This window comes from Novosphingobium profundi, from assembly GCF_020524485.1.
In the GTDB taxonomy this organism is placed as follows: domain Bacteria; phylum Pseudomonadota; class Alphaproteobacteria; order Sphingomonadales; family Sphingomonadaceae; genus Novosphingobium; species Novosphingobium profundi_A.
Genome location: NZ_JAIVLF010000013.1, coordinates 1 through 3,443 on the forward strand (window position 1 = coordinate 1; position 3,443 = coordinate 3,443).

Annotated in this window: 2 protein-coding genes; both read right to left on the reverse strand. The window is 64.9% G+C overall.

Translation table 11 applies throughout. The features are described 5' to 3' along the window. On the reverse strand, nucleotides 1-1,430 hold a 1,430-nt coding region (locus LC060_RS20855), incomplete at its 3' end, for a hydantoinase B/oxoprolinase family protein (protein WP_226638627.1). Between the two features lie 16 nt (nucleotides 1,431-1,446). Continuing rightward, nucleotides 1,447-3,443, reverse strand: a 1,997-nt coding sequence (locus LC060_RS20860; RefSeq protein WP_226638628.1) for a hydantoinase/oxoprolinase family protein, incomplete at its 5' end; no start/stop codon positions are given.

The window sequence follows — 3,443 nt, forward strand, 5'->3', positions numbered from 1 at the left end:
ACGAACCAGCGGTCGTCGTGGATCGCGATGACGCCCGGCTCATAGAAGCGGTAGACCATGTTGATGCCGTTGCCGCCGCGGTGCAGACCTGCACCGCCGCTGTCGGCGACCGTCTCGTACTTGACGATCTCGAGCGGGAAGTAGCGCTCGAGGAACTCGTTGGGCACGTTGGTGAAGCCGGGGAACAGCGAGTGGCCGTCGGGGCCGTCGCCCATGGGCCGGCCCGGGATTCCGCCAAAGCCGATCTGGAAGAGCTGGAACCACTTGCCCGCCTTGTCGTGGCCTGCATAGAACAGGTGCGGCGAGGACGAGAAGCCCGCGGCGTTGAGGAACTCGGGCGTCTTCTGACCCAGCAGGCCGCCCATGATGTCGAACAGACGTCCGAGCACGTGGGTGCGGCCCGAGAGCGCGGCCGGGAACTTGGGCTTGAGCAGCGAGCCTTCCGGGATCCGGATGTCGATCAGCGGGTAGTAGCCGTCGTTGAACAGGATCTGCGGATCGAAGACCATGATCATGTAGATGCCGAAGAACATGCGCATCATGTTCTCGTTGAGCAGCATGTTGATCGAGGCTTGGCTCTGCGGATCGGTGCCGTCGAAGTCGAGAACGACGCGGCCGTTCTCCTTCCACATCGTGCACTTGATCTTGTAGGGGCCAAAGCCCATGCCATCGTCGCAGATGTAGTCCTCGAACGAGACGGGGGTCTCGCCGATCGAGCTCTCGATGAGCTGCTGCATGGCGCGGTAGTTGCGATCCAGGAGCAGGTTGGTCGCCGAGACGAAGATGTCATCGCCGAAGCGCTCGGCCATCTCGACCACGCGGTTGGCGGCAACGCGGCACGAGGCGATCAGTGCGTTCAAGTCCGCCTTGCACCAGTCGGGCATGCGCGACTGGTGCATGACCAGCTTGATGAGGTCCTCGTTGTACTCGCCCTTCTTCCAGATCTTGACGGGCGGGATGCGCACGCCTTCCTGGAAGATCTCGGTGGCGTGGATCGGCATGGAGCCGGGCACCATGCCGCCGATGTCGCTCTGGTGGCCGAACATCGAGGTGTAGGCGATGAGGCGGCCGTCCTTGAAGACGGGCAGGAGAACGAGCCAGTCGTTGCAGTGGCTGATCGCGCCGCCGACCGAGTAGGGGTCGGACAGGAAGATCATGTCGCCGTCTTCCACGGTGCCGTCGAAGCCTTCGAGGAAGGGGCCGATGTAGGAGCCGAACTGGCCCACGATCATGCGCCCCTTGTGGTCGGCGATGAGCGGGAAGGCGTCACCCTGTTCGCGGATGCCGGGCGACATGGCGGTGCGCACGAGGGTGGCGTCCATCTCGATGCGGGCGTTGCGAAGGGCGTTCTCGATGACTTCGAGGGTGACCGGATCGATCTCGATCTTCTCGAAGGGGGTTTCGTTGGCCTGAATGATCTGTGCGGGCATTAGAGAGTTCCTTCGCTCACTTCAGGTTGATGAGGATGTTGCCGTAGGCATCGACGGTGCCGGTGCAGTCGGCTTCGATGAGCGTGGTGGAGTCCATCTCGGTGACGATGGCCGGCCCCTGGATCACGTCGTTCGCCTTGAGCTTGGAACGGTCGTAGATCGCGGCGGGGACCATCTTGCCATCGGCCCACAGCTGGTGGTCGCGCACCTTGGCCTCGATGGGATCGCCGTTGCCTTCGGGAAGGCGCTGGGCTTCGAGGTCGAGGACGGGGCCAAGCGCGACGGCGCGCAGGTTCACCAGCTCGTGCTCGCTATCCATCTTGAAGGTGAAGAGACGCTCGTGCTCATCGTCGAAGCGTTCGATGATCGCGGCAAGGCCGCCCGACTTGAACGTCTCGGGATCGATCGAAAGCGGCACTTCGAAGGCCTGGCCCTCGTAGCGCACGTCGAGTTCGAACTCGACGGTGACATCGCTTGCATCGATGCCTTCGCTGGTGAGTTCCTTCGTGGTCTGCGCGGCCATCTCTTCGAGCTGGGCGAGAACGTCGGCTTCCTCGGTGTTGGTGAACGACTTGGAGTACGAACGCGCGGTCTCGGTGCGCATGCGGGTGGTCGCATCGCCCAGCGCGCACAGGACGCCCGGGGACACCGGCGAGACGGCGGGCCAGGAGCCCATCAGCTTGGCAACGGCGTTGACGTGGAGCGGACCCGCCCCGCCAAAGCCCATGACCGCGAAGTGGCGCGGGTCATAGCCCTGCTGGACCGAGATCATGCGCAGCGCGCCGAACATGTTCTCGTTGACGATGTCGATGATGCCGCGCGCGGCTTCCATGACATCGATGCCGAGCTTGTCGGCAACGGTCTGGACAGCGGCCTTGGCGCCTTCACGGTCGAGCTTGAAGGTGCCGCCCAGAAGGTTCTCGGGGAGGTAGCCCAGCACGACGTTGGCGTCGGTCACGGTCGGCAGCGTGCCGCCCTTGTTGTAGGCAACCGGACCCGGGACGGCGCCAGCCGATTCCGGGCCGACGCGCAGCGCGCCGGTGAGCTCGGGGACATAGGCGATCGAGCCGCCGCCCGCGCCCACGGTCTTCACGTCGAGCGCCGAAGCACGCACCGAAAGGTGGCCCACTTCGGTGGTGCGCACGCGGCGTGCCTCGAGGTTCTCGATGAGCGCGACGTCGGTCGAGGTGCCGCCGACGTCCAGCGTCAGGATGTTCTTGATCCCTGCGTTCTTGCCGACCCACAGCGCGCCGGTGACGCCGCCTGCCGGGCCCGACATGAGGAGCGCAACGGGGTGCTCTTCGGACTTCTCGGAGGACATGAGACCGCCGTCCGAGCGCAGCAGCGAGAGCGAACCGGCCATGCCGCCCGAACGCAGGTTCGAGCGCAGGTTGCGCACGTAGTTGCCCACGACCGGGCGCACCGCGGCGTTGGCAACGGTGGTCAGCGTACGCTCGTATTCCTGCATCTCGGGCAGGACTTCGTGGGAGAGCGAGACCGGAAGCTCGGGGCAGATCTCGGCGGCGAGTTCGCCGATGCGGGTCTCGTGCGCGCCATTGAGGTAGCCGTTCATGAGCGAAACGGTGAGCGCCTGGACGCCCGAATCCTTGAGCTTGGTGAGGACCTCGCGGATCTGCGCTTCGTCGATCTCGCGCACTTCCTCGCCCTGCGCGTTCATGCGCCCGGCGACCTCGAAGGTGTCTTCAAGGGCGGCCAGTGGCACCGGCTTGGGCCACACGATCCAGCCCGCCAGACCGCCCGGCACGAACGAGCGCGCGATCTGCATGACCTGGCGGTAGCCTTCGGACGTGATGAGCCCCACGCGCGCGCCCTTGCCCTCGAGCACGGCGTTGGTGGCAACGGTCGTGCCGTGCAGGAAGAACTCGATATCCGCCGGCGTAATCCCCGCCTTCTCGCAGATCGCGCCAAGACCGTTCAGAATACCTTCCGAACTGTCATGCGGCGTCGACGGCGTCTTGTGACGGAAAAACGAGCCGTCTTCCTGGTTGAACA